This is a genomic window from Paenibacillus sp. A3 (assembly GCF_001399685.1).
In the GTDB taxonomy this organism is placed as follows: Bacteria; Bacillota; Bacilli; order Paenibacillales; family NBRC-103111; genus Paenibacillus_G.
In genome coordinates this window covers 1-22,456 of the sequence record NZ_JTHN01000024.1, presented here as the reverse complement: position 1 = coordinate 22,456, position 22,456 = coordinate 1, and the positions used below count along the sequence as shown (strand labels likewise).

Annotated in this window: 25 protein-coding genes, 1 pseudogene and 1 riboswitch; of the genes and pseudogenes, 18 read left to right on the top strand and 8 right to left on the bottom strand. The window is 55.3% G+C overall.

Features of this window, described 5'->3' with window-relative positions:
- The first annotated feature begins 219 nt into the window (after positions 1 to 219).
- The 3 genes from QJ48_RS03060 to QJ48_RS03050 all read left to right on the top strand — a co-directional run bounded on the left by QJ48_RS03060 (position 220) and on the right by QJ48_RS03050 (position 3,658).
- The gene (locus tag QJ48_RS03060) at positions 220 to 1,392 is read left to right on the top strand and encodes a polysaccharide deacetylase family protein (RefSeq protein ID WP_054972187.1); all 1,173 of its coding nucleotides are present in this window, start codon (positions 220 to 222) and stop codon (positions 1,390 to 1,392) included.
- A gap of 184 nt (positions 1,393 to 1,576) precedes the next feature.
- A complete protein-coding gene (racE, locus tag QJ48_RS03055; RefSeq protein ID WP_054972186.1) occupies positions 1,577 to 2,386 on the top strand; it encodes a glutamate racemase in 810 nt (269 codons plus the stop codon).
- A 69-nt stretch (positions 2,387 to 2,455) separates the two neighbouring features.
- A complete protein-coding gene (locus tag QJ48_RS03050; RefSeq protein WP_054972185.1) occupies positions 2,456 to 3,658 on the top strand; it encodes a M14 family metallopeptidase in 1,203 nt (400 codons plus the stop codon).
- Between the two features lie 76 nt (positions 3,659 to 3,734).
- On the opposite strand, the gene QJ48_RS03045 is transcribed toward QJ48_RS03050, so the two are convergent.
- Entirely contained in the window at positions 3,735 to 4,292 is a 558-nt protein-coding gene (locus tag QJ48_RS03045; protein ID WP_054972184.1) for a DJ-1/PfpI family protein, read from the bottom strand.
- A 170-nt stretch (positions 4,293 to 4,462) separates the two neighbouring features.
- Between QJ48_RS03045 and QJ48_RS03040 the strand changes: the two genes are divergently transcribed.
- Entirely contained in the window at positions 4,463 to 4,699 is a 237-nt protein-coding gene (locus QJ48_RS03040; protein WP_054972183.1) for a hypothetical protein, read from the top strand.
- Between the two features lie 61 nt (positions 4,700 to 4,760).
- On the opposite strand, the gene ytvI is transcribed toward QJ48_RS03040, so the two are convergent.
- Together ytvI and QJ48_RS35515 are read right to left on the bottom strand one after the other, a co-directional pair.
- Positions 4,761 to 5,870 carry a sporulation integral membrane protein YtvI gene (gene ytvI, locus QJ48_RS03035; RefSeq protein WP_054972182.1) on the bottom strand — a complete coding sequence of 370 codons (1,110 nt, stop codon included), beginning with the start codon at positions 5,868 to 5,870 and terminating at the stop codon, positions 4,761 to 4,763.
- 25 nt (positions 5,871 to 5,895) lie between these two features.
- Positions 5,896 to 5,991, bottom strand: a pseudogene (locus QJ48_RS35515) (winged helix-turn-helix transcriptional regulator); the annotation flags it as partial.
- Between the two features lie 179 nt (positions 5,992 to 6,170).
- Here QJ48_RS35515 and QJ48_RS03030 point away from each other — a divergent pair.
- From QJ48_RS03030 to QJ48_RS02995, 8 genes are all read left to right on the top strand, one after another.
- Positions 6,171 to 6,473, top strand: coding sequence for a heme biosynthesis protein HemY (locus QJ48_RS03030; protein ID WP_010491539.1), 303 nt, complete (start codon positions 6,171 to 6,173; stop codon positions 6,471 to 6,473).
- Between the two features lie 36 nt (positions 6,474 to 6,509).
- Positions 6,510 to 6,737 (top strand): DUF1450 domain-containing protein, encoded by a 228-nt coding sequence (locus tag QJ48_RS03025; protein ID WP_025851711.1) that lies wholly within the window; start codon positions 6,510 to 6,512, stop codon positions 6,735 to 6,737.
- A 151-nt stretch (positions 6,738 to 6,888) separates the two neighbouring features.
- Entirely contained in the window at positions 6,889 to 8,379 is a 1,491-nt protein-coding gene (locus tag QJ48_RS03020; RefSeq protein ID WP_237762789.1) for an esterase-like activity of phytase family protein, read from the top strand.
- Between the two features lie 186 nt (positions 8,380 to 8,565).
- Positions 8,566 to 9,798 (top strand): MFS transporter, encoded by a 1,233-nt coding sequence (locus tag QJ48_RS03015; RefSeq protein WP_054972181.1) that lies wholly within the window; start codon positions 8,566 to 8,568, stop codon positions 9,796 to 9,798.
- 93 nt (positions 9,799 to 9,891) lie between these two features.
- Positions 9,892 to 9,982: riboswitch (cyclic di-GMP riboswitch) on the top strand.
- Positions 9,983 to 10,067: 85 nt separating this feature from the next.
- Entirely contained in the window at positions 10,068 to 10,373 is a 306-nt protein-coding gene (locus tag QJ48_RS03010) for a hypothetical protein (RefSeq protein ID WP_054972180.1), read from the top strand.
- 115 nt (positions 10,374 to 10,488) lie between these two features.
- Positions 10,489 to 11,298, top strand: a complete 810-nt coding sequence (locus QJ48_RS03005; protein WP_054972179.1) for a DUF2935 domain-containing protein — start codon at positions 10,489 to 10,491, stop codon at positions 11,296 to 11,298.
- A 204-nt stretch (positions 11,299 to 11,502) separates the two neighbouring features.
- The gene (locus QJ48_RS03000) at positions 11,503 to 12,000 is read left to right on the top strand and encodes a CBO0543 family protein (RefSeq protein ID WP_054972178.1); all 498 of its coding nucleotides are present in this window, start codon (positions 11,503 to 11,505) and stop codon (positions 11,998 to 12,000) included.
- Entirely contained in the window at positions 11,997 to 12,485 is a 489-nt protein-coding gene (locus tag QJ48_RS02995) for a CBO0543 family protein (protein WP_054972177.1), read from the top strand. Before QJ48_RS03000 ends, QJ48_RS02995 begins: the two co-directional genes overlap by 4 nt.
- A gap of 2 nt (positions 12,486 to 12,487) precedes the next feature.
- On the opposite strand, the gene QJ48_RS02990 is transcribed toward QJ48_RS02995, so the two are convergent.
- On the bottom strand, positions 12,488 to 13,669 hold the full coding sequence (locus QJ48_RS02990) for a class I SAM-dependent RNA methyltransferase (protein ID WP_082420312.1): 1,182 nt from the start codon (positions 13,667 to 13,669) through the stop codon (positions 12,488 to 12,490).
- Positions 13,670 to 13,810: 141 nt separating this feature from the next.
- On the opposite strand from QJ48_RS02990, the gene QJ48_RS02985 reads away from it, so the two are divergent.
- Positions 13,811 to 14,455 carry an O-methyltransferase gene (locus QJ48_RS02985; protein ID WP_054972175.1) on the top strand — a complete coding sequence of 215 codons (645 nt, stop codon included), beginning with the start codon at positions 13,811 to 13,813 and terminating at the stop codon, positions 14,453 to 14,455.
- A 99-nt stretch (positions 14,456 to 14,554) separates the two neighbouring features.
- On the opposite strand, the gene QJ48_RS02980 is transcribed toward QJ48_RS02985, so the two are convergent.
- Positions 14,555 to 15,325 (bottom strand): IclR family transcriptional regulator, encoded by a 771-nt coding sequence (locus QJ48_RS02980; protein ID WP_054972174.1) that lies wholly within the window; start codon positions 15,323 to 15,325, stop codon positions 14,555 to 14,557.
- A gap of 246 nt (positions 15,326 to 15,571) precedes the next feature.
- Here QJ48_RS02980 and QJ48_RS02975 point away from each other — a divergent pair, with 246 nt between their 5' ends.
- The 5 genes from QJ48_RS02975 to QJ48_RS02955 are packed head-to-tail and all read left to right on the top strand — an operon-like array spanning position 15,572 to position 20,602.
- Positions 15,572 to 16,672, top strand: coding sequence for an ABC transporter substrate-binding protein (locus tag QJ48_RS02975; RefSeq protein WP_054972173.1), 1,101 nt, complete (start codon positions 15,572 to 15,574; stop codon positions 16,670 to 16,672).
- Positions 16,673 to 16,681: 9 nt separating this feature from the next.
- The gene (locus QJ48_RS02970) at positions 16,682 to 17,797 is read left to right on the top strand and encodes an ABC transporter ATP-binding protein (protein ID WP_054972172.1); all 1,116 of its coding nucleotides are present in this window, start codon (positions 16,682 to 16,684) and stop codon (positions 17,795 to 17,797) included.
- Positions 17,790 to 18,647 (top strand): ABC transporter permease, encoded by an 858-nt coding sequence (locus tag QJ48_RS02965; RefSeq protein ID WP_054972171.1) that lies wholly within the window; start codon positions 17,790 to 17,792, stop codon positions 18,645 to 18,647. Before QJ48_RS02970 ends, QJ48_RS02965 begins: the two co-directional genes overlap by 8 nt.
- Positions 18,644 to 19,447: an ABC transporter permease gene (locus QJ48_RS02960; RefSeq protein WP_054972170.1), complete on the top strand. Its 804-nt coding sequence runs from the start codon at positions 18,644 to 18,646 to the stop codon at positions 19,445 to 19,447. The genes QJ48_RS02965 and QJ48_RS02960 overlap by 4 nt, the downstream gene beginning before the upstream one ends.
- A 57-nt stretch (positions 19,448 to 19,504) precedes the next feature.
- Entirely contained in the window at positions 19,505 to 20,602 is a 1,098-nt protein-coding gene (locus tag QJ48_RS02955) for a M20 family metallopeptidase (RefSeq protein WP_054972198.1), read from the top strand.
- An 85-nt stretch (positions 20,603 to 20,687) separates the two neighbouring features.
- On the opposite strand, the gene QJ48_RS02950 is transcribed toward QJ48_RS02955, so the two are convergent.
- The 3 genes from QJ48_RS02950 to QJ48_RS02940 form a co-directional block, all read right to left on the bottom strand.
- On the bottom strand, positions 20,688 to 21,131 hold the full coding sequence (locus QJ48_RS02950; RefSeq protein WP_082420311.1) for a hypothetical protein: 444 nt from the start codon (positions 21,129 to 21,131) through the stop codon (positions 20,688 to 20,690).
- Between the two features lie 16 nt (positions 21,132 to 21,147).
- Complete coding sequence (locus tag QJ48_RS02945; RefSeq protein ID WP_054972168.1) at positions 21,148 to 21,774, bottom strand: iron-containing redox enzyme family protein; 627 nt, start codon at positions 21,772 to 21,774, stop codon at positions 21,148 to 21,150.
- 351 nt (positions 21,775 to 22,125) lie between these two features.
- Positions 22,126 to 22,456, bottom strand: a 331-nt coding sequence (locus QJ48_RS02940; protein ID WP_157261487.1) for an MFS transporter, incomplete at its 5' end; no start/stop codon positions are given.

Genomic DNA, 22,456 nt, shown 5'->3' with positions numbered 1-22,456 from the left:
CTTTATGCAAATGCTTGCAGGTTGAATGACCGAAAGCGAAAGACCTCTGCGGTTAAGGCCGCAGGGGTCTTTTTTTGCACGAACGGACCGGCGGTATTTACGTCGGTTTGCCACATGTTACGCCGTTTGGTAAAATATATACGAACAATCATTCGTGTTCGATCAAATGATTTTCGACCGTACCAAATGACTCCACGACCAACGAAATGGGGAACAGCGATGAACAACAAGACAAAGGCGACTTGGATGCTTGCTGCGGCATTGTCTCTCATGCTTGCAGCTTGCAGCAGTGAGCGCGCCGCCGAGCCGCCCGCGCCGACCGAGTCGCCGAAACCGGCCGAAACACCGAAGCAGACCGATTCCAAGAAGCCGGTCGAATCCAAGAAGCCATCCGCTTCGTCGGGCGATTCTTCGGTTGTCCCGGCCCCGCCGGCGACTTCCGTCAACTCGGAGTCAGCCAAGGACGCGAAAGCGGAGAAAGAGACGAAAGAAGCAAAAGCTAAAGAAACAAAAGAGACGAAAGAAACGAAAGCGACGAAGGACAAACCGAACACGTCCGAGCCTGCGGACAAGCAAAGCCAGACGTCCGGTGCGACAGGAGCTGTCAACGATAACGGCAAAGCAGGCGCATCCGGACCGAAAAATCCGGCCGCAGCCGTCACGGGCGGCAAAACGAAGGAACCGCCGGCAGCAGGAACCGGAGACCGCAAGGCGCTCTCGTGGTATTACATGAAGAAGCCCAAAGGCCAGGTCCCGAATTTCCCGGCGGAGACGAAAAACTACACGAAAGACATGAAGGCGCTCTGGGTCGGGACCGGGAAAAAAGTATATTTGACCATCGATACCGGCGGTCCGCTTGGAGATATCGATACGTTGGTCAAGTCGCTGAAGGACAACAAGGTGAAGGCGAATTTCTTTATCGCGGGCTACAACGTAAAGAAAAATCCCGATTTCATCCGGACGCTTGTGGCCGACGGGCATCTGATCGCCAACCATACGATGACGCATACGGATATGAATACGCAAACCGACGAGCAGATCCGCAAAGAAATCGAAGATTACGAGAAGCTTTATAAAGATGTGACCGGGAAGGACATCCAGCCATATTTTCGTTTTCCGTACGGCCGCTATAATATGCACTTATTGAAAATGGTATCCGATATGGGGTACACGTCCGTCTTCTGGTCTACGGCCATGCGCGACTGGGAGCCCCGCAAGAACGGGGCGGAGGACCCCTACAACGACATCATGAACAATTTGCATGACGGCAACATTATTTTAATGCACCAAGGTTCGCCGGAAAACATCCAGGCGCTGGATAAAATCATCAAAGCCGTCAAAAAAGCGGGCTACGAGTTTGCGCTGTTAAGCGATATCGAGCCTCCGAAGTAGTTTTCGTCCGGCACGCTCCGTTTTGAGCCGCGACCCGCCTCAGGGCGGGTTTTATTTTTGGCCGGGGTCTGTTAAGATAAAATGATCCGAACGGCGGAACAAGCCGAACCGGACACCTTTCCTTTTCGCCCTACATACCATAAACCTAGAAGTGAACAGACCAACATAAAGGAAGCGAATAACCGTGCAGCAAGCGATAGCCATATTGGATTCAGGAGTCGGCGGATTGACGGTGGTCAAAGAGGTCATGCGCCAACTGCCGCAGGAGAAAATCGTTTATTTCGGAGATACCGCCCGGACGCCTTACGGACCGAGGCCGGCCGAGGAGGTTACTCGCTTCACGCATCAGATCGTCGATTATTTGCTTCAGTTTCACCCCAAAATGGTGGTCATCGCCTGCAATACGGCAACGGCCGTCGCCTTGGAGGAGATCCGCGCCAGATTGGCCGTTCCCGTGGTCGGCGTCATTCATCCCGGAGCCCGGGCAGCGATTAAAATGACCCGCAACCAGAAGATCGGCGTTATCGGAACGATCGGAACGATCCAAAGCAATGCTTACGAAACCGCGCTGCGTCAAATTTCACCTCACATTGAAGTCGTGAGCCGGGCTTGTCCTTTGTTCGTGCCTTTGGTCGAGAAGGGCGTATTTCACGGTGAACAAACCCGGCGGGTTGTCGAGGAATCGCTCTGCGAGCTGAAGGAAACCCCGATGGATTGTCTGATTCTCGGATGCACGCATTACCCGTTCCTTGCGGACACGATTGCTTCGGTCATGGGACCGAATGTCACTTTGATTAACTCGGCGGAGGAGACCGCGCGGGAAATCAGCACGATCCTGTATCACAAGGGAATGCTGGCGACCTCCAATAAGCTGCCGGTTCATCAGTTTTTTTGCAGCGGAGATCCGTGGATGTTCAAGATGATTGCGCAAGGATGGCTGAACGAACAAATCAGAGTGACGCCCGTCGTCTGGCAGGTTCCGAATATTATTTAGTTCTCCGGCATATGCATTAGCGAACCCCGGGCCTTCGCGTCCGGGCAGTGAGCTGAGGAGGGCTGTCGGATGACATTTCCTTACGTCGTCAGACGCGGAGATACGCTCCATCGGGTCGCACGACGGTACGGTATGAACGTGACGGCGCTTTATGGGGCGAATCCGCATTTAATGGAGCACAGCTATTTGTATCCCGGCCAAGTCGTCCACATTCCCGTAAGAACGACGAGCCGCTATGTCATTCAAGCGGGGGACACGTTGTGGGATCTGGCCCTGCGGTTCAATATTTCGTTACCGGAGCTTCAGTCGGCCAACCCCGATGCGGACCCGCGTCGTCTGCGGATCGGACAAACCATCGTGCTTCCCGTAAGCAAAGGCTTGACGATTGTCGAAACGGACGTGGAGTACGATTATGCGGAGCTTGTGGATGATTTGGACCGGCTGCTGGATACGTATCCTTTCCTGGAAATGACAGTCATCGGTCAATCCGTGCTCGGAAAAGATATTCCGGCGGTGCGCATCGGCACCGGCCCGCGGGAAGTGCATTATAACGGGGCATTTCATGCGAACGAATGGATTACGTCGCTGCTGCTGATGAAATTCATCGAGGATTATGCATCGGCCTATGCGGGGGGAAAGCCGCTGCGCAACCGGGATATGACCGCACTGTATGAGCAAACCTCGCTGTGGGTCGTGCCTATGGTCAATCCGGATGGCGTAGAGCTTGTGCAGCAAGGGGTTACGCCGGAGCATCCTTATTATGAGGAACTGCTCCGATGGAATTACGATTTGCAGCAGTTTTCCCGCTGGAAAGCGAACATCCGCGGCGTCGATCTGAACGACCAGTTTCCGGCCCATTGGGAGGCGGAGCGCGATAGGCGGGAGGTGGCCGGTCCGGGTCCGCGGGACTACGCGGGGCCTGCACCGCTGTCCGAGCCGGAAGCCCAGGCGATGGAGGCGTTCACCCAGGGGCATTCGTTTCGCCTGGTGATGGCGTTTCATACGCAGGGCAGGGAAATTTATTGGAACTACCGGGGGCAGGAACCGCCGGAAGCCGAAGAAGCGGCAAGCCGGCTGGCGAAGGCGAGCGGCTATCGGGCCGTCAAGCTGACAGGCAGCGATGCCGGCTATAAGGATTGGTTCATTCAGGAGTTCGGCCGCTTGGGCTTCACCATCGAAGCGGGAATCGGCATCAACCCTCTTCCGATCGAACAGTTTCCACAAATGTACGACGAGGCGATCGGCATCATGCTGGAAGGGTTGAAGCTGTAGAGGCTGCTCCAGCGTCATGAAATAAACAAGTGCTTCCGCAAAGGATACACCTGAGGCGGAAGCACTCCTTTTCGTTTTACTTCAAAAGCTTCAAAAATTCGCGCATGAATCCCGGCAGATCCGGCCAGGCATGCCCGGTGACGAGCTTTCCGTCCACATGAAGCGTGTCCGGGCCATAGGTGGCGCCGAGGCGCTCGATATCCGGCCGGCAAGCCGTATACGCGGTCATGGTGCGGCCCTTGAAATAGCCGTAGTCCGGAAGCGAGGCGAACACTTGAGCCGCATGACATATGGCTCCGACCGGCTTGTTGGCTTCAAGAAAATGAGCGATGATGCGGGGGACATTGGCATCGGAACGGATGTATTCCGGCGCCCGGCCGCCCGGTATGATCAGCCCGTCGTATTCGGACGGGTCCACTTCCGCAAAGGCGATATGAGACGGAAGCCGGTGACCGAGCTTCTCCGTATAGGTCTCCCAACCTTCGACGAAATCGTGCACAACGGTGTGAAGCGTCTTCTTCACAGGCGAGGCGATGACCGCTTCATACCCTTCCTCCAACAGCCGGTAGTACGGGTAATACACCTCCAATACTTCAACTGCGTCTCCTGTCAGTACAAGTACTTTCTTGGACATGGTATCACTCCTTGGTAAAGGTTGGAATGTCACTCTATCATTATGCTGGATGGGGGAAGAGCTGTAAACGGGTTGAAATTGTCGGGATTTGTCGAATTGTTTCAGGATTGCCGAAAGATGGTGTATACTGTAGAGAGAGGCCATTCGTACAAGAAAGGGGGCGATTCGTCATGTGGAAGCGATTGTGGTCACTGCGGCATTGGGGTCATGTATTCCGCCGAATTCTCCCGCTGCTGCGCTCGCCCAAAGTGCCGATAGGGGAAAAGTTGCTGTTCTTCGTCCCTGCGCTCGTGTATTGGATTATGCCCGATGCGCTGCCATTGATTCCGTTGGACGATATCGCCGTTACGATGCTGCTCATGAACTGGTTCACCGACCGGGCGGAGCGCAAATACGGCGCCACCTAGACCTAATCAATACAACAAGGAGCTGCCCGCGGGCAGCTCTTTTCTCCCTCTATAGAGGATGTTATTTGCTCTTCGGAAGCTCCGGCTCGTACTCCTCCGCCGGCATGCGGATCCATTTTTTCAAATAGCCTTGCTCGTACAGCGCTTTGATCAGGATGATGAGAATCGGCGACAAAATCAGTCCGGCCACGCCGAACAGAGACAGCGACACGATCATGAAGGAAAGCATCGTAAAAGCGGAAACCCCAAGCGAATCGCCCGTAATTTTCGGCTCCAGGATTTGCCTTGCGGAGATCACGACCCCGAGCAGAACGGCGAGCCAGATGGCCAGCGTCGTTTGGCCGACGACAAGCAGGTAGATGATCCACGGAATGAACAGCGTCGAGACGCCGAGCAGCGGCAGCACGTCGAAGATGGCGGCCAGCAGCGCAACGGAAAACGCATTTTTGATATTCATGACGAGCAGCGCGATGAAGATGACGGCAAACGTCACGCTGATCAGCTTGGCCTGCGCCTTGATATAGGTGACGATGCCGATCAGCACGTTTTCGCGGAGGAAGTGGAACGCTTTCTTGAACGTGTTGGGCGTCTTGTCCTCCGCAATCCGCTTCCAGGATTCGATTTCGATGCTTAGAAAATAGGCAAGAATGATCGCAATGACGAAGTTCACCACGAAAGTCGAAAAGGACGTAAGGACCGTAAACGTGCTGGTCAGGAACGAGCGGACGATTTCGGTCGTTTTTTTCGCGATTTCCGCCGAATACTCCTTCGCTTTATTCACGATCTCGGCCGTCGGCAGCGTGCCGAAGCGGTCTTGCAAAGTGTCCGTCTGCTTGGCGATTTCCTGTGTCAGCACCGCGGCGTATTCGGGCAGCTTGTCTTTCAGGTTGACGATCTGGCTCGTGAAGATGACCCCGGCGCCGGTAATCGCCCCCAGGATGATGAGCACGAAAATAATCGTCGAAATCGCGGACGCGATCGCCTTCTTGATGCCCCTGCGGTGCAGGAAGCGCGCGAACGGCTCAATAATCATGTAAACGATAAAAGCAAGGAAGATCGGGGTCGCAATGCGATACAGGTAACTGAAGACGAACATGAACAGATACACGGTAATCACAAGCAAAGCGATGTCGAAGATCGTTTTGTAATATTTGCGGTAAAAAGAAATCATAGGGTCACCTCGGATTCTTAGCGGGTCAGCACCATTTGGCCGCCCACAGCTTCATTTCTTTTAGCATTCGGTGCAAAACCTCGCCTTTGGGCATCAGCGTGTATTTGACCGTGACGGGGACGATCAATGACATCTCGTCTCCTCGTTTTCCATTCGTGCGTGAGTTCATATACCTGTAATCATATCAGAAAGGGGCGGCTTCTTACCAGCATTTGTGAACCGGCAGCGGAAGGTTGCTTTCGTTCCCGGGTTTATATACAATAAGGGGAAAATGCTTATTAGTGGGAGATGTGCCTGAACATGAAATGCAAAATTTCGCGCAATGCCGCCAAGGTGCTTTTGGCTGAGATGGAACAAGAGGAAAACAAAGAATTGAAGCTTCGCGTATATGTAACGCACAAGCACGGCGATCATGCGCACTACGGACTCGGAATGGACACGCCTACGGAGAATGACGTGGTCGTAACTACCGACAGCGGAATCGACGTTATTTTGCAGAAGGACGAGCCGCTGCTGGACGGCGTGCGCGTCGACTACTTCTATTTGCCGGAGGAAGGCTTTGCGGTCACCAATCCGAGCAAAGGCAACCACGGCGACCATTAATCCGCCGCTAGGGTGTCTCAGAAAGGATAACTCCGCATGGCCAACGATATTCGCGTCTGCGACAAATGCAAGCATATGAGAATGAAAACCGCGCTGCCGAAGCTGCAGAAGCTGGCGCCTGACGCCGACATCAAGGTCGGCTGCAAGTCCTATTGCGGCCCGTGCTCGCGGTTTGCCTTCATTTATATTAACGGCCGGTACGTGACCGGCGCAACGGAAGACGAAGCGATTGAGAAAGCGAGCAAGTATATTAAGAAGAAATGACGGACGAACCTCCTGACGCAGCTTGCGGCCGGGAGGTTTTTCTTATCTTAACAAAATCTTCATATGCCCTTTACATCGTCAAAACAATCGGGAACTATGCTAGGAAAAGTGAGTCCAAGAACCTAGTATGATTCGCCGGAGGGGTATCGTCATGATGAAACGTTGGTTGAAAAAGAGAAAATGGCTGGTCCTGTCGCTTGCCGCAATGACGCTCATGGGAGCGCAAACCGCAGCAGCCGCGGAAGGCGGTATGGAAGCGATCGGCACGAAGTTCGGTATCTGGTCGGGCGGTAAAGAAGTGAAGACGGACAAGGCTCCCGTCCTGATCGACGGCAGTACCTATGTCCCGCTGCGCGCGCTGGGAGAAGCGCTCGGCAAGCAGGTGGAATGGAACGAATGGACGCAGTCGATCCGGCTGAAGGAGATGCCGAAGGTCGCCGCTGTGCACGAGTGGAAAAATCCGGGGACGCTAGTCGGCAGTCTGAAAGAAGGCGGCTTCTCGGGGCTGGTCCATCTGCCGGGCGACCCGGCCGACGTGTTCTATACGCTGGCCGACCGCGGGCCGAACGGCGAGTTCGGCAAGGACAAGCTGCGCACGTTCCCGAACGAGGCGTATGTGCCGCGCATCTACAAGATTAAAGCGGCTGGCGGAACGATCGAAGTGCTCGAAACGATCAAGCTGCATTTGCCGGCAGGGAAAACGGACAAGTTCAGCAAGACGGCGGAGCTCACCGGTCTGCCGAACGCGGAAGGCAGCGACGAAGTTCCGTACGACGGCAGCGGCACGAAGAAGCTGGCTTACGATCCGGACGGGCTGGACCTCGAAGGCATCGCCTATAACCCGGTGGACGACACGTTCTGGCTGTCGGACGAGTACCGTCCTTCCGTGCTGCAGGTGAAGCGCGACGGTACGGTTGTCGGACGGTACGTGCCGCAGGGAGCGAAGGAGCAATTGGTTGCCGCGGGCGCGCAAACGGAGATCTATGACATTTTGCCGGCGGTGTACGCGAAGCGGATTCCGAACCGCGGCTTCGAAGGCGTCACGATTTCGCCGGACGGCAAATATTTGTACGCTTCGATCCAAAGCCCGATGGCGGTTCCGGACAAAAAGACGGGCGAGGCGTCCCGCAATATGCGCATCCTGAAGATGGATCTGGCCGCCAAAAAAGTCGTCGGCGAATATTTGTACATCGCGGAGAACGCCGATTCGTTCACGAATGTGAAGCAGAAGGACGTCGTCATCAGCGACTTGTCCGCCTTGAGCACCGATGTGCTGCTGGTGGACGAGCGCGATAAAAACAGCGGCAAGGAAGCGCAAATCAAGCGCATTTACCGGGCGGACTTCTCGGCGGCGACCAACCTGCTCGGGACGGAGCACAGCGACAATCTGGAGAAGCTGACGCTGGCGCAAATCAAGGAAAAAGGCATCGTGCCGGCCGGCAAGGAACTGATCGTGGACGTGGCGAAGCTGGGCTATCCGCACGAGAAGCTGGAAGGGCTCGCGGTCGTGGACAAGCAGACGATCGCCGTTGTAAACGACAACGATTTCGGCGTGGACGGCTACGACGACAGAGGCCAGCTGAAGGTGAACGGCAACCCGACGCAAATGTACCTCATCCAGGTCGGCGAAGAGTTAAAATAAAATCGTCAGTGCAGAAAGAGCTCGTCCAGGCGGACGGGCTCTTTTTCCGTCACGCCATAATTTTTTGCCGAATGTCTGGGCAGGCTCGACCAATTGCTGTATAATGAAATCCGGTTTCATTCCATGGCTAATTTTACCGAAGGTTTAAATATACCGGGGGTTATATACGGAGAGAAGGTCGGTACGATGTTCGCAGCTGTAAAGTCTCGTTTGCTTCATTTCTTACGCGAGTATCATCCGATCGTGCATGTGCTGCTTGTAGGAACCGCTCTGGCGCGGATCGCTTCGTCCATGAGCATGCCGTTTCTGGCCATTTATTTGTCGCGGGAGTCGGGGCTGCATCCGATCACGATCGGCGCGATCATCGGCATCGGCTCGCTTGCCGGCATGGCGGGCGGCTTCGTCGGCGGAGCTTTGTCCGACCGTCTGGGACGCAAGTTCATCATGATGGTTGCCTTGATCGGCTGGGTGATCGTCTTTGCCGGCTTTGCGCTTGCCAAATCGCCGCTGCTCTTCATGCTGTTCAATATGCTGAACGGGCTCTGCCGTTCGCTCTACGAGCCGGTATCGCAAGCGCTGATGGCCGACGTGACGGTGAAAGAAAAGCGGCTTAACGTCTTCACGTTGCGTTATCTGGCGATCAATGTCGGCGTAGCCGTCGGACCGCTGCTCGGCGCCTACTTCGGCATGTTTGAAGCCTGGCTGCCGTTTCTGGTTACAGCCTTCGTTTATTTGACCTACGCGGGTTTGCTCTATGCGCTGCTGCAGGCGTTCGGCATTCGTCAGATCGAAGGCGAGCACCGCAGCGGGGTGACGGTCCGTTCGGCTTGGCGGGTCATCGCGAGCGACCGCGTGTTCCGTTATTACATTGCAGGCGGAATCATCGGCGCGATCGGCTATTCGCAGATGATGTCCACTCTGTCACAATACGTGCAGCAAAGCGTAGCCGACGGGGCGACTCTGTTCGCACTGTTGATGACGATCAATGCGGTGACGGTCGTCCTGCTGCAGGTGCCGCTGTCGAAAATGTTCGAAAGCCGCGGTCCGATGGCGGCCATTGCGGTAGGCGGTCTCATGTTTGCGCTCGGGGATATCGGCTATGCGGTCTCTGCCGGCTGGATCGGATTTATGATCTCCATGGTTTTGTTCACCATCGGGGAAGTGCTGAATTTTCCGGCAACGAACATGCTGATCGACCGATTGGCGCCGGAGGGCATGCGGGGCACGTACTTCGGCGCGCAGTCGTTTACGAATCTCGGGCATTTTCTCGGTCCTTTGGCGGGCGGCGTGCTTTTGTCGGAATGGGGAGGCGGTCCGCTGTTCTCTGTGATGGCAGTCGTAACGGTGGGAGGAATATATTTTTACTGGAAAGGCCAGCAAGTCTATAAAATGTTTCATAATTCACATGAAAATCCATGAAAATAGGCCGTAAGAACTATGTATTCTGCAGGGTTGATCTTTTATCCTAAGAGATGAGATTCAATCATACACAAAAAGACAATTTTCGAGCGTGCTCGATAAAGGCAAACCGGGCGAAGGCCCGCGGGCGCAAAGCATAGGAGCTTAGGCGCCGAGGTTGCGTGATGCCAGCCAGTTTACCGAAGGCACGGAGACGCGCGATGATAGATGCGGACTCCCGTACCGTCAACGGAGAGTCTTTTTGTTTGCATATAAAGGAGCGAGAACGGATGGCAGATCAGAGCCAAGGACGGAGCATCATGACGAAGCAAGGCTTCTATACGAAAGTGGGCAACGATTTCGTCGGCGTTTTTTTGTCGAGCGAAGGCCCGAAAATGTTCATTAATCGCGAGGTGTACGAGCTCGCATCCTCATGCTGGGACGTCGAAATGGTTAAAGGGCGCAGCCGGCAGGTCATTACGTTTTATTGGCGCGGCGAAGTGAAGCTTTCCGTACGGTGCGAAGCGGACAATGAAGTCTTCATGTCGCTCTTCGATTATTGGAGCTGCCGGGCGCAGGACCTTCGTCACGCCTAGAGGCCGCTTGCCGATCCCGAATCTCTCTTCCGAATAGGCACTCGCCCCGGTCGTGGTGCATACGATGCTTGTAGCACATGACGGCTTACCGGCCGACGGGGAGGCAGAGACAGGGATGGCAACGGATTTCGAGACATCCGCGGCGTTCGAACACCGGTTCTGGCTGCAGGTGATGGGAGATCATGCTCGGTTTATTAAAGATTCGCTTTCTGCGGACGAATCCGAAGAGGTGACGCGGGCCCGGGCGATGATCGCGGCCTTCGACGGTCTGCTGCAGCGCGCCCGCAAGACGCAAGAGCGCGAGCGGCTGAGCGAGATTACGCGGGAGGCGTACCGTTTGACCCAGCAATTGCGCAGCTACAAGCTGCATCTGCTGCAGAGACAATTGATCGGGAAGATCACGATCGGACTGTCGGCTTCTTTTCTGAACCATATGGTGAACGAGGCGGAGGAATATTTGCGGGTATTGGGGAGTTTGCTTTCCGGTCAACCGGCCCCCGTGTTCCATGAGCTTCATCATCATCTGGTTTGGCTGCAGGACGCCTATGGGCATGCGAGCTCGATTGCAGGCGATCTCGATATGGCGGAATCGCGTTTGACCGAGATGGCCCGGACGTTCGATCAGCATTTTCGCGAGTTTTATTTGAAGGCGGTCGAGCTGGCCGGATATTTGCGCGCGAACGTGAAGAAGTTTCCCGCCTTGGCGCGTTTCGGCAAGGAAGTGGAGCTCGAGATGGCGCTGTTCATGCAGTTTTTGCGGGAGCTGGAAGAGCTTCGGCTTAGCAAACAGGCGCTCGGAACGCTGTCTCCTTTAATGGCCGATCATATGTCGCGCGAGGAATGCTACTATCTGACGAAGCTTGCTCAAGTAGCGCAGCATAAAGAGCCGGTCTGCGACCCGGCCCGTCCCCGCGTCGAGACTTAGCGCGAACGAATCGAATAAATCCTTACAAGGCCCCAAGCTGAATCTTTCGCTCCGGTCTCGCAAGGATTTTTTGCTTTTTTCCAAAAAGGGGGCAGGGAGGTTAAAGCGGCAGGCAAATGGAAATATTGGAAGGTATCGTTCAAGACATTGTTGACAACATTCATCGGCCAACCCGATGAAGTTGCAACGGAGGACTGATACCCCATGGCCGAGGAACAATCCATCCTGCTGTTGATGTGGATCGCCAGCGTGCTGCTGCTCTGTATGACCGGGCGCCGACGTGTGAGAGCGACCGTGCTTCTAATCTTTATCTTTCAAACGCTGACCTGGTTGTTGAGTTTAGTGCTTACAAGCTTGTCCTTCTTCGAATTTCCGGTGCGGGAATTGCCGAGGGCGACGGCAATTAATTTCACGTTTGAGTTTATTCTGTTTCCGGCCTATTCCGTCTGGTTTCACTATACGTATCCCGAGCGGAAAAGCACGGTTCATCAGATCGGGCATTATGTGCTGTTTGCCACAATTTTCGTCGTATTTTACAGTGTAATGGCCCGTTTTACTTCACTTGTGAAATTACACGCTTCGCCGTTTTGGCTGTATCTTACCTTTTCAAGCGCCCTTTATATTACCCGACGGGTGTACTTGTGGTTCGTTCGGGAGGAACCGGGAAAGTCTGTCGCAGGCTTATCGGAGAAACGGTTATGAGCAGATTCATCGAGCAGTGGATTCTTGTCTTTGTCTGGGGGATGACGCTGGCTTCCCTTTTGTTCATTCCGAGGGACAAGTACCGCAACGCGCTTACGGTTTTTTTATTTAAGCAGTGCATCACGTGGCACCTCGGACTTCTTGTGGTCGAGTGGGGATGGATTGCCTATCCGGTCCGGTTATTCTGGAAGGTGAATGCCACCAGCTTCACATTCGAATATTTCGTCTATCCGGTCATTTGTATTTTCTTTATGCTGTATTATCCCGAGCGCCGGGGCGGATGGGTGAAGCTCGCGTATTACGCGGCGTTTACGACCGGAATCATGGTGCCGGAATACGTGATCGAGCGCTGTACCCGGCTTATCGATTACTTGCACTGGACCTGGTATTGGAGCTGGATCAGCTTGTTTCTCACGTTCGGGGTGTCCCGATTGTTCTACGTCTGGTATTTTAAGCCGGTACGGCCGGCAAAAATCAAGCCCTGAGCTTATTGCTCAGGGCTTGGGTTCGCTTCCCGGTCCTTGCGCCATGCGTATAAGCCGCCGGGTGCGAAATACTGGTACAATTGGCATTCGATCCGTCCGTTAAACAGCTTCCGCTTCTTGTCTGCCGGCCGGTTCACGTAGTGCTCGAACTGCTTGGCCGGGGTCAGGACAAAAGCGGACCAGGTGGGGAGCTGCGCATACAAGTGTCCGAAATCGCGGACGGCGCGTTCCGCTTCGCTCCGGTCGCCCAGTCGTTCGCCGTAAGGAGGGTTCGTAATGATGCAGCCGTAATCCCCTTGCGGCCGCGCTTTGGCTACCGGCAGCGTCTGCAGGCTAAGCTCCTTGGCCAATCCGGCCGCTTTGGCCGACGCTTGGGCAACCTCGATCGCGCTGCGGTCGATGTCCGAACCGGCGATCTGCAGCGGCACGTCGTCGCGCACGAGGTCGTACGCTTCTTCGCGCGCTTCCTGCCACAACGACTCGGGGACGAGCGGCCACGCCTCCGCATTGAAGCTGCGTCTCAGGCCCGGCGCCAGATTCCAGCCGATCATGGCCGCTTCGACCGGGATCGTCCCGGAGCCGCAGAACGGATCGTACAGCGGACGCTCCGGCTGCCAGCGGCTGATCAGGATCATGGCGGCCGCCAGCGTTTCCTTCAGCGGCGCTTCGGTGACCAGCTTGCGGTAGCCGCGCTTGTGCAGCCCGGGGCCCGTCGTATCGAGCGTAATCGTCGCGATATCGTTCAGCAGCGCGACCTCGATAACGAAGCGACCGCCCGTTTCGCGGAACCATTCGGTCCCATAGCGCAGCTTCATGCTTTCGACGACGGCTTTCTTCACGATGCCCTGACAGGCGGGAACGCTGGACAGCTGCGATTTATGCGAGCGTCCTTCGACCGGAAACTCGCCGTCCTCGGGAATCCATTCCGGCCAAGGCAGCGCTTTGACGCCTTCAAACAGCTCGTCGAAGGTGCGCGCCGGGAACTGTCCCATTTTGACCAACACGCGGTCCGCGGTCCGCAGCCACAGGTTCGCCCGGGCGATCGCCAGCGCGTCTCCGACGAACGTGACGCGGCCGTTCTCAACCGTCACCTGATCGTATCCGAGGTCGCGGACTTCCCGGGCGACAACGGCTTCCAGGCCCATGGGGGCGGTAGCAATCAATTCAATGGTGTTCGATGTCAACGCTTGCTCACTCCTTGGAAAAGCCATACAATAAACTAGTATAGGCGATTGGCCCCGATTATACAACGGCGGCGGGAACAAAGGTAAGGAACGGTACAGCCGTACGCCCTACGAGGACCAAACGGAGGAGGAAGAACGGAGATGACGGAGATGCCATTATCGGCGGAAGCGTATTTGGAAGGGTTATTCGAGCTCGATGCGGAGCTTGAGCGGGTGCAGGAAGGCATCCGGGAGAACGGGATGCCGGAAATTTCGATCGCGCCGGGGTACGGGCGGCTGCTGACGATGCTCACGCGGCTCGTTTGCGCGGAGCAGGTGCTGGAGATCGGGGCGCTGGGCGGCTACAGCGGCATTTGCTTGGCGCGCGGCCTGTCCGACGGCGGCAAGCTGGTATCGCTGGAGCTGAAGCAGGAGTATGCGGACTTGGCGCACAAGCACTTGCGCGAAGCCGGGCTCGGCGACAAGGTCGAATACAGGATTGGCGAGGCGTTGGATAGTTTGGAGGCGCTGTCGGCGGAAGGACGGCGGTTCGACCTGTTCTTCATCGATGCGGACAAGGGCAACTATCCGAATTATTTGGAATGGGCGATCAAGCTGGCCCGGCCGGGCGCGCTCATCCTTGGCGACAACTTGCTGATGCGCGGTAAGACGACCGATCCGGAGCAGACCGGCAACGCCGTGACGAAGATGCGCCAATTTAACGAAAGCATAGCGCGCGATCCGCGTCTGGAAGGCGTGCTGCTGCCGGCGTATGACGGCCTCGCCATTGCGAGAGTGCGGGGATAGAGGCGGACAGGTGAAAATATAGACATATAGCGAAGAGACGGGTTCCCGTGGTCGTGGCGACGAGGGAAAGCCGTCTCTTTTGTCTGTAAAACCTCCGCTTTAAGCTCCTGTCCCCGTACCTCGATAGCCGAGCTCGTGCGATATGGCGCGTGTAATCCCCACCACTTCTTGAATCCACTGTTCATGGTACGGCAGCATACGATCGGTCGGGCCGATTACGCTGACGGACGCAATGGCTTTCCCGTCGGCATCGAAGATCGGCGCTGCGATCCCGGTCGCGCCGACATTGCGCAGGTTCGAGCTCAGCTCGTATCCGTTCATCCGGATGTCCTGCAGCCTGTATTTCATCGTCTCTGCGTCGGTAATCGTATACGCGGTATACGTTTTCAATTGATCCCCCAGCACATCGTTGATGAAAGCGTCGTCCCGGTAAGCCAAAATGGCGCGTGCCGCCGAGGTGGCGTACATCGGAAACCGCCGGTGCTCCTCCGCATTGAAGCGGATCGGATACTGCGAGTCGATTTTATCGACATAAATGGCATCTTGACCGTCAATGACGCACAGCGTGACGAGCTCCTTGGTCTTATCCGAGAGCTGGGCAAGAAACGGTCTGGCGAAATCGACGAGATTGTGATTTTTCAGCACCTTGTTGCCGAGCTCCAGCAGCGTATAGCCGAGCGAATACTGCTTGGTTGCGGGATTTTGCTTGATAAAACCTTCGCTTTCGAGCGTCATCAGCAGCTTGTGCACCGCACCCTTGGATAGCTCCAGCTTGCGGCTCAAATCACTCACGCCGAGCTCTTTCGGTGAATCGAGAAATAATTTCAGCAGCTTGCAGCCGTTTTTGACAGACGATAAATGGTTGTCCATAGCCTTCATGCTCCTTACCGTCGTAAAGTTGAAGGACGGTTTGAAATGTAGAGTAAGTGTAACATAAACCGGGCAATTTTCCCAGAATTCGCTTTCATATGTGAGAAAACATAACATTGAAAACGTTTTAATAAAAATAAACTATTGCGCTTTATCCAAGTTACGTGCTAAAATCTCCTTGTGTTTCTCGTATAGTAAACGATGTTCACGTATAGTGAACGATACCACACCTGAGGAGGAATTTCAATGAACAAAAAAATGGGGGTTCTAGCGGTATTGACGCTTTGCGGCTCGCTGCTCGCAGCATGCGGATCAGGGAAGCCGGCGGCATCGGGTGAAGCGGGGCAAGATCAAGCCGGCGGCACGAAGCCGGAGAAGCAGCTCGTGGTGTCCGGAAACGGAGCTACGGTAGAGCAAATGATGAAGGACGATGTGTTCAAAAAATTCAATGAAAAATATCCCGATGTGAAGCTCACTTATGTATCCGGCGTCGCGACCGAAATCGTAGCCAAAGTGAAAGCGCAAAAAGGCGCTCCGCAAATCGACGTGACCGTGATCGAAGCGGGCGAGCAGGAAGCCGGCCGTGCGGAAGGGCTGTGGGAGCCGTTGAACGATAAAGACGTTCCGTCCATGAGCAAGGTTTCTCCCGAGCTGAAAGTGAAGGACAACAGCGGCGTAGCGGTCAACTTTACCCCGATGGGCATTTCTTATAACGCGGAAATGGTCAAGTCCAAGGGCCTTCCGGTGCCGGAGTCGTGGAACGATCTAGCCCGCCCGGAGATGAAGGGGAATTTGACGCTCAGCGAAATTTCCAGCAATTTCGGCCGTTCCGCGCTGATCATGCTCGCTTATGCAAACGGCGGCTCGGAGAAAAATATGGAGCCCGGTTTTAAAAAGTTGGAAACGGTTGCGGGTTATATGCCGACCTTCGCCAAGAGCGCAGCGCAGCTGCAGCAAAACCTGCAAAACAAGACGGCCGCCTATACGGCTTGGACGATGGCGCGCAGCCTGGTGCAGAAAGACGCCGGCCTCGATCTCGAATTCGTCATCCCGAAGGAAGGCGCGAACCTGGTGCCTACCGTAGCGTCGATGGTCAAAGGCGCGAAAAACCCGAACGCCTCCAAGCTGTTCATCGAGTTTCTGCTGTCGGACGAAGTCCAGGCGATGTACGCGACCAAGCTGTACTACAATCCGGCAACGAAGGTCAATCTGCCGATGGATATTTCCAAGAAGCTGAGCTTCGACATGAAGAAAGCCGTCAAATTCGACTACGAGGTTATCAGCAGCAAAACGCCGGAGTGGCTCGACCGCTTCAATAAAGAAATCGCGCCGAAAGTCGGCAAATAGGTGAACGACATGATAAAAACGATCGATGTGGAGCTCAAAGGCATCCAGAAGAAGTTCGGATCCAACGTGGTCGTGGAACAGTTCAATCTGCAAGTGGAGCAGGGGGAATGCGTTTCGTTCCTCGGTCCTTCCGGCTGCGGCAAAACGACAACGCTCAATATGATTGCGGGCTTTCTTGAGCCGGATCAGGGCGAGCTGATTATTAAGGGTAAAAAGATGAACGGCGTGCCGTCCAACAAACGGGATCTCGGCATGGTGTTTCAGACTTATTCGTTGTTCCCGCATATGACGATCTTTGAAAATGTGGCGTACGGGCTGAAGCTGCGCAAGACGCCAAAGGCGGAAATGCAGGAGCGGGTGCGGAAAGTGCTGGAGCTGGTCAAGCTGCCTCACGTGGCCGACCGCTATCCGAAGCAGCTTTCGGGCGGCCAGCGGCAGCGCATTGCCATCGCCCGCGCGCTCGTGACCGAGCCATCGCTGCTGCTGCTGGACGAGCCGCTGAGTAACCTGGACGCCAAACTGCGCGAAGAGCTTCGCGACGAGTTAAAGCGGTTGCAGCAGGAAATCGGTCTGACGACCATCTTCGTGACGCACGATCAGGAAGAGGCGCTTTACTTGTCCAACCGGATTGTGGTGCTGGATCACGGCAAGGTGGAGCAGATCGGCACCCCGTGGGAAATTTACAATCGCCCGGCGTCCGAGTTTGTACATACGTTCATCGGCAAGTCGAACCGGTTGTCTGGCAGAGTGGAGGCGCTGGGAAGCCAGACGCTGTCGCTCGTGACCGAGGACGGGCATCCGCTTCGGGCTGCGTTCAAAGGCATTGCACTTCAAGCGGGAGACGCCGTTTACGTCTATGTCCGTCCCGAGCGGATCGGCTTTGCGGCTGGGAGCGGCGAGAATTCCTCCGGCAGCGTCAACCGGGTGCAGGGCGTCGTCCAACTGATCTCCTTCCTCGGAGCTTACGCCGAATGCGAAGTCCAGGTCGGCCGGTATACGCTGAATGTGCGCATTCCTTCCGACCGTCAGGACCGCGAATGGTCGGTCGGCGATTCGGTGTGGCTGGAATGGAAGCCGGAGGACGTGTTCGTTTTCCCAAGGAAGGGGCATGAGATCGATGGGTAAAGGCAAGTCATCCGCTGTCCGGACCGCCGCCTTGCTGCTGCTTCCAAGTCTGGCCGTCGTCGCCGGCGTATTTTTGCTGCCGATGTTTTATATTTTTCTTCTCAGTCTGGAGGGAAAGCAGGGGCAGTTCACGCTGGAGAACTATACGATCTTTTTTAAAGATCCTTACTATCTTCAAATTTTATGGCGAACTGTCAAAATGGGCTTGCTTTCGGTGCTGGCCTGTCTGGTGCTCGGCTATCCGGTGGCGATGTTCATGGCCCAGACGTCGGGCAAATTGCGCGGCATCATTACGTTTCTGATCATTTCCCCACACTTGATCAGCGTCGTCATCCGGAACTTCGGCTGGGTCGTCATCTTGGGCGAGAAGGGCTGGATCAACAGCACGCTGCTGAAGCTGGAGCTTATTGACACGCCGCTCAAGCTGCTCTATAACGAGCTCGGCGTCGTCATCGGCTTGACCGATTCCTTGATCGTGTACATGATTCTCGCCATCGCGACGAGCCTGTACCAGATCGACGGCTCGCTTTATAAAGCGGCCGGCATTCTCGGCGCGGGCAAGGTGCGCACGTTCTTCACGGTAACGCTCCCGCTGACGCTGCCCGGCATTGTCGCCGGAACGACACTCGTGTTCAGCCTGTCGATGAGCGCGTTCGTAACGCCTGCGCTGATGGGAGGCACGTCCGTGAAAGTGCTGCCGGTCATCGCTTACGAGAAAATTATGGCCCAGCTCAACTGGCCGCTGGGAGCGGCCCTTTCGTTCCTGTTGCTCGGTTCGACCATCGCGCTCGTCTCGCTGTTTACGCGGCTTATCGAAACGCGGCGCTATAAAGAGGTGTTCTCCTCATGACCAAACGAATTTCGCCGCTCGGCATTATCACGTTTCTCGTCGTCTTGTTCGTCGTTTCGCCGCTGCTGGTCATTATTCCGACCTCGCTGACATCGGCCAAATATTTGTCGTTTCCGCCGGTCGGATTTTCCTTTCAATGGTATGCCAAAATTTTCGACCGGCCGGAATTCGTCGATTCGTTCTGGTTCAGCCTGCAGCTGGCGGCGCTGACCGCCGTCATTTCCACGCTGCTCGGCACCATCGCGGGACTTGCGCTGCACAAGTACAAGTTTCCCGGCAGAGGGCTGATCAACGGGCTGCTGCTGTCGCCGTTGACCGTTCCCGCGCTGATCATCGGGATTGCGGCGCTGCTCTTTTTCACGCGGATCGGACTGGCCGGCACGTTCACCGGGCTGCTGCTCGCGCACACGCTGATCTCGATTCCGTATGTGGTCCGGCTCGTGCTGACGGGGCTCAGCTCCTTCGATTATACGCTGGAGAGGGCGGCTTACATTTTGGGCGCCAAGCCCTTGAACGTCTTCTGGGACATTACGATGCCGCTGCTGAAGCCGGCGATTATATCCGGCATGATTTTCGCTTTCTTGACTTCGTTCGATAACGTGACGGTGTCGTTATTTCTCGTCTCTCCGACGACAACGACGCTTCCGATGGCGCTGTTCAGCTATATGCAGGAAACGTTGGACCCGCTTGTCGCGTCCGTATCGTCCGTTGTGATTTTACTGAGCTTGGTGTTCATCATAATATTGGAAAGGGGATACGGATTGGACCGTTTGTTCGGATCGAATTCGCATTCCCACTAACGGAGATGCTGCGGTGTGAAGTCAATAAAAGATCGGATTGAACAATATTTGCCCGAGATGATGGCGCGGCTTGAAGCAAGCGTCAATATGGATTCGCCGTCCGCCGACAAAGCGCTGAATGACCGGATGGCGGACTGGTACTCAGGTCAATTCAAGGAAATTACGGGAGGCACGGTCGTCCGGGTTCCGAACGAAGTGTACGGCGACCGGCTGCTATGCGAGGTAGGGCAAGGAGAAAAGCGGATTTTGCTGGTCGGCCATTTCGACACGGTCTGGCCGCAAGGAGAAGCGTCGCGCCGGCCGTTTCATATCGGGAACGGACGCGCTTACGGGCCGGGCGTCTACGACATGAAGGCCGGGCTGATGCAGGCGATGTTTGCGATCAAGGCGCTGCAGGAGTCGGGGCGGTTCCCGGCAGATAAAAAAATCGTGCTCCTGCTCAACAGCGACGAAGAGCTCGGCAGTCCGACGTCCCGCGCCTTTATCGAAGAGCAGGCCAGGAAGTCCGTCGTTTCCTTCGTGCTGGAGCCGCCGATGGAGCCAAGCGGCGCGCTGAAGACGGCGCGCAAAGGAAGCGGCCGGTTTAAGCTGGCGGTGCAGGGCGTTTCCGCGCATGCCGGCGTGAACCCGGAAAAGGGCGTCTCGGCGATCCAGGAGCTCGCCTGCCAGATCCAGCGGCTGCATGCTTTGACCGATCCCGCTGTCGGTACGACGGTAAACGTCGGCGTCGTCAAGGGAGGCATCGGCTCCAACGTTGTGGCGGAGCACGCGGAAGGGGATATCGACATCCGCGTCGCCACGGCGGAGGAAGCCCGGAGAATCGAGCAGGCGCTGGGCGGGCTGGCTCCCGTGCTGCCGGAGGCCCGGCTGCAGCTGACCGGCCGGATGATGCGTCCGCCGATGGAGCGGACGGAACGGACGGCGGCGCTGTTTGCGCTGGCACAGGAGATCGCCCGTGCCGAATTCGGTGTCGAGCTGGAGGAGACGCATACGGGCGGCGTCAGCGACGGCAATTTCACCGCTGCCGTCGGCACGCCGACGCTGGACGGACTGGGGGCCCGGGGCGATTACGCCCATTCGCCTGACGAGTACATCCGGTTAGACGAAATTCCGTTCCGTACGGCGCTCCTCGCGGAGCTGATTGCACGGTGCTAGAGGGGTTCGCCCATTCGCGCAAGTAATAAAATAAGGCCGGGAAGCGCGTCTGAAGCGTTCCTGGCCTTGTTTATATATACCGCATTTATACGCTAATGGGCCTGTCGATCAGCTCGTTGGACGAAATGCCGAGAAATACGTAGGCTTCCTTTTTCATGACGCTGGGATCGTCGTTCCAGAAGCTCTGCAGCACGTTGATAAATCCGGAAGCCCGCGCGATGCGGTCCATTTGCATTTTCATAATCGCTCCGCTGCACAGCACGGCGCACTGGGACACTTGAGGCAAAATGCCGCCCTGAAGCTGCTCCCAAATCGCGTTCACTTCGGGTGAGAAGACAACCGGCCGGCCGTTCTTGATCATGAAACGGTTATCGACGAGCAGCTTGGCTCCGTTCAGTGAAGAAAGGCTGTTTTTTACCAGCTCGCTCGCTTGAGTGGCGTCTTCCACCGTCAGCGAATCGAGCACCTGCCAGGACAAAACATTGTTCGTGCGATCAATGTGATACTTAAACACGTCTTCGAATGCCATATTTATTATATTCCTCCTATTTAAACCAGGACGCGAGCATGAGATCGAGCGAACGGCACGTGTATCGAACCAAATGCTCGGCTTCCTTTAGTTCTTGATCGTTCATATCTTGAATGAGATGATAGACGTTGCTGTGCTCCTCGTCCGCCTCGCAGTGAATTTCCCAATACTCCAGATTCGTAAATCCAGCTTTTTTCAAAATCGCGTAGGCGTGCAGGTACATGGCATGGGCATAACCTTCCGCCGTACTGTTCACAAGAAGCAGCGACAAGTTTTCGCTCATGGAGCTGACAGCGCGGTACTGGAGCGAAATGAAGTCCTCGGTCTCATAATTCGGAAACGATTGTTCGGGGTCGTCAAGCCCCAAATCCGTCATCCATTTGCGGAGCATCCCCGCGTGATCCTTCTCTTCCTCGTAATGGGTGGAGAAGACATCGTGCCCGACATCCGGGAACCGTTCCCAGCGCAGCTTAAGAAGCTCTCCGAAATGCTTGGACAAATGGTATAAGTGTATGCACCATTTGAAATTTTCAGGCTGTGCATTCTCGGGAAATCGGGTGAAAAAAGGATTCGACTTTTTTGCTTTCTCAAGTTCTTCTGCGATGATCGTCGAAATCGTCTCAACAACTTGTGATGGCGTCATTATGATCTTCCTCTTTTCTCTGTTGAATTGGATACTTCCCGGCGGAACGACAGATGACGGATCATAGCGGTTTTCTGGTTCACCTCCTTTGGAAACACCACCAATAAGGCAAGCAGGAGGAAAAAATTATTTAATTTTCTTTACTATTTCTTACATTCTTATTATCGGATACATTTTCCTTCTTGTTAGGAAAAATGGCATAATTTATTTACTAAGTTTTCATTAAAGTTCACTAATTTGTCAAATTTTCGGATAAAATGGGCAGAAAATCATAGATTTTTGGCAAAAAAATCCTGCAAGCCCAAGATGACAAAGCACCAAAGGCTTACAGGTGATCGCAACATGGAGTGGTTATGAAGGGGAATGGGTCGATTTTTGTCGGAGCAGGATCGATTTTCGGGCCCACAAGCCGTTAATCAAGAGCAGAACGGCCGAAACGAGAAAAAGCTGCTGGATCGTCATCACGCCGGAGATCGCTCCGCCAACGACGGGGCCCAGCATGTTCCCGAGCGCAAGCGCGCTCGTGTTGAAACTGTAGGAGCGGCTTTCCATCCCGTTCGGCGTATATTTCCGAATGAGCGCATTCACCGTTGGGAGCAGTCCACCGAGAAAAATGCCGAGAAAAAACCGGGCTGCGCAGAGCTGCCACACGTTGTGCACGAAGGCTTGAGGGACCGAAGCC

What these genes read in the sequence shown, in the direction of transcription:
- QJ48_RS03060 (WP_054972187.1), top strand. Translation starts at nt 220, where the DNA reads ATGAACAACAAGACAAAGGCGACTTGGATGCTTGCTGCGGCATTGTCT.
- QJ48_RS03050 (WP_054972185.1), top strand. Translation starts at nt 2,456, where the DNA reads ATGACATTTCCTTACGTCGTCAGACGCGGAGATACGCTCCATCGGGTC.
- QJ48_RS03045 (WP_054972184.1), bottom strand. Translation starts at nt 4,292, where the DNA reads ATGTCCAAGAAAGTACTTGTACTGACAGGAGACGCAGTTGAAGTATTG.
- QJ48_RS03040 (WP_054972183.1), top strand. Translation starts at nt 4,463, where the DNA reads ATGTGGAAGCGATTGTGGTCACTGCGGCATTGGGGTCATGTATTCCGC.
- ytvI (WP_054972182.1), bottom strand. Translation starts at nt 5,870, where the DNA reads ATGATTTCTTTTTACCGCAAATATTACAAAACGATCTTCGACATCGCT.
- QJ48_RS03030 (WP_010491539.1), top strand. Translation starts at nt 6,171, where the DNA reads ATGAAATGCAAAATTTCGCGCAATGCCGCCAAGGTGCTTTTGGCTGAG.
- QJ48_RS03025 (WP_025851711.1), top strand. Translation starts at nt 6,510, where the DNA reads ATGGCCAACGATATTCGCGTCTGCGACAAATGCAAGCATATGAGAATG.
- QJ48_RS03020 (WP_237762789.1), top strand. Translation starts at nt 6,889, where the DNA reads ATGATGAAACGTTGGTTGAAAAAGAGAAAATGGCTGGTCCTGTCGCTT.
- QJ48_RS03015 (WP_054972181.1), top strand. Translation starts at nt 8,566, where the DNA reads ATGTTCGCAGCTGTAAAGTCTCGTTTGCTTCATTTCTTACGCGAGTAT.
- QJ48_RS03010 (WP_054972180.1), top strand. Translation starts at nt 10,068, where the DNA reads ATGGCAGATCAGAGCCAAGGACGGAGCATCATGACGAAGCAAGGCTTC.
- QJ48_RS03005 (WP_054972179.1), top strand. Translation starts at nt 10,489, where the DNA reads ATGGCAACGGATTTCGAGACATCCGCGGCGTTCGAACACCGGTTCTGG.
- QJ48_RS03000 (WP_054972178.1), top strand. Translation starts at nt 11,503, where the DNA reads ATGGCCGAGGAACAATCCATCCTGCTGTTGATGTGGATCGCCAGCGTG.
- QJ48_RS02995 (WP_054972177.1), top strand. Translation starts at nt 11,997, where the DNA reads ATGAGCAGATTCATCGAGCAGTGGATTCTTGTCTTTGTCTGGGGGATG.
- QJ48_RS02985 (WP_054972175.1), top strand. Translation starts at nt 13,811, where the DNA reads ATGACGGAGATGCCATTATCGGCGGAAGCGTATTTGGAAGGGTTATTC.
- QJ48_RS02980 (WP_054972174.1), bottom strand. Translation starts at nt 15,325, where the DNA reads ATGGACAACCATTTATCGTCTGTCAAAAACGGCTGCAAGCTGCTGAAA.
- QJ48_RS02975 (WP_054972173.1), top strand. Translation starts at nt 15,572, where the DNA reads ATGAACAAAAAAATGGGGGTTCTAGCGGTATTGACGCTTTGCGGCTCG.
- QJ48_RS02970 (WP_054972172.1), top strand. Translation starts at nt 16,682, where the DNA reads ATGATAAAAACGATCGATGTGGAGCTCAAAGGCATCCAGAAGAAGTTC.
- QJ48_RS02965 (WP_054972171.1), top strand. Translation starts at nt 17,790, where the DNA reads ATGGGTAAAGGCAAGTCATCCGCTGTCCGGACCGCCGCCTTGCTGCTG.
- QJ48_RS02960 (WP_054972170.1), top strand. Translation starts at nt 18,644, where the DNA reads ATGACCAAACGAATTTCGCCGCTCGGCATTATCACGTTTCTCGTCGTC.
- QJ48_RS02955 (WP_054972198.1), top strand. Translation starts at nt 19,505, where the DNA reads ATGATGGCGCGGCTTGAAGCAAGCGTCAATATGGATTCGCCGTCCGCC.
- QJ48_RS02950 (WP_082420311.1), bottom strand. Translation starts at nt 21,131, where the DNA reads ATGGCATTCGAAGACGTGTTTAAGTATCACATTGATCGCACGAACAAT.
- QJ48_RS02945 (WP_054972168.1), bottom strand. Translation starts at nt 21,774, where the DNA reads ATGACGCCATCACAAGTTGTTGAGACGATTTCGACGATCATCGCAGAA.